Raw genomic sequence first — 1,681 nt, 5'->3', positions numbered from 1 at the left:
CATGATGTACTGGATGAATTTCAGCGCCATGTCCTTGTTCTTGGAATCCTTGAACATGGCCAGCGACTGCGACCACAGCACAGCCCCTTCCTTGGGGATCGAGAAGTCCAGCGCCGGGTTCTCCTTGGCCAGCCCGGCCGTCACCCATTCGCCGCCGCCGACCAGTATATCAACCTCGCCGGTCGCCAGCGCCGTCTGGCTGGCGGTCACCTCGCCGACCAGCTTGGCATTGGCCTTCATCTTGAGAAGCTCGTCCTTGAGGGCGGGCAGGTCGGATTCGGTCAGCTCAGCCGTCTTCTTGCCGATGGCGAGTGCGGCCATGCCGATGACCGGCAGATAATAATCGTAGATGGCGACCTTGCCCTTGTATTTGTCGCCGGTCAGCGCCGCCATCGACTGCATGTCGGCCGGGTCGACCTTGCTCTTGTTGTAGCCGATCGTGTTGTAGCCGAACTTTTCGGTGATGCCGTAGCGCTTGCCGCCGACCACGGTGGAGCCGTCCATCTTCACCTGGGGAAACATGTACGCCAGGGGCAGCTTGTCGTCGGGCAGCGGCTCGAACAGGCCCTTTTCGACGCCGCGCGGCACGTCGATCGAGTCGATCACCATCACGTCCCAGTCGCCTGGCTGCGACTGCTCGACGATAGCGAGCCCGGCGCCGGTGCCCTCGAACTCCTTGACGTTGACCTTGACGTTGTTGGCCTCCTCGAAGGGCTGCAGAAGTGCGGGATCGGAATGATCGCACCAGATCAGCGCGTTGAGATCGGCGCCTTGCGCGACGCTGCCCGCACCGAGCAGCAGCGCCGTGGCTGCGCACGCGGCGTGCAGATGGCGCTTCAGGATGGAAAGCGGATTCCGGGATGCAGATTCAGCGGACATCGAGTGTTCTCCCTTGCCTTTGTGGCTTCTTGCAAAAAATTGAACCAATTCTAAAATTGAGTCAATTCTGTTTTTGTGGCAAGAGGCTGATATGAGCGGATTGCGGGCAAGGCAAAAAGCGGATCGCCACAGGCGCATCATCGAGGYGGCGGCAGAGCTTTTCCGCGAGGCCGGCTATGAAGGCGCCAAGATCGAGGTTATCGCCGCGCAGGCCGAAGTCTCGGTCGGCACGATCTACAATTACTACCAGAACAAGGGCGACATCCTCGGCGCCATCGTCTCGCTGGAAGTCAACGAGGTGCTGAATGCCGGGCAAGGTGTCGTCGCCAAGCCGCCGGCCAATGTCGGCGACGCGCTGGACACGCTGATCGGCATCTATATCGAACACTCGCTGCACTATCTAAGCAAGGAGATGTGGCGGCAGGCAATGGCGATCTCGACGCAACTGCCAGACAGCCCGTTCGGCCAGGCCTACACCGCGCTCGACCGTTCACTGACCGAACAGATCCGCGCGCTGATCTCCCGCCTACAGGCGCTCGGCCTGGTGCGGCAGGACATCGACGGGGCAGCACTCGGCGAACTGATCTTCAACAACATGAACATGATGTTCATCGAGTTCGTGAAACGCGACGAGGCGAGGATATCGGAATTGCGCGCCGCGATACGCCGGCAGAACCGGATTCTGGTGGCGGCGATTGCGGTCTGATTGTCAGGAGCAGGCAGCAGAATCGATTTTTGGACCAAGCCGCGGCTCAACCCCCTTGAGTCGAATCTGAAATCTGCTACAACCCATGAGTGTATT

Annotated in this window: 2 protein-coding genes; one reads left to right on the top strand and one right to left on the bottom strand. The window is 60.2% G+C overall.

All coding sequences use genetic code 11. From position 1 onward, the window contains the following. Positions 1-879: polyamine ABC transporter substrate-binding protein (locus ACXJ7R_RS31885; protein WP_457155282.1), on the bottom strand; the 879-nt coding region annotated here is incomplete at its 3' end. A 91-nt stretch (positions 880-970) separates the two neighbouring features. Here ACXJ7R_RS31885 and ACXJ7R_RS31880 point away from each other — a divergent pair. After that, positions 971-1,585, top strand: coding sequence for a TetR/AcrR family transcriptional regulator (locus ACXJ7R_RS31880; protein WP_457155281.1), 615 nt, complete (start codon positions 971-973; stop codon positions 1,583-1,585). The last annotated feature ends 96 nt before the right edge of the window (positions 1,586-1,681 follow it).

The sequence above is a fragment of the Mesorhizobium sp. P5_C1 genome (genome assembly GCF_054049815.1).
Note: the sequence above shows the minus strand (reverse complement) of the source record. Positions and strands in the feature narration are given on the sequence as shown.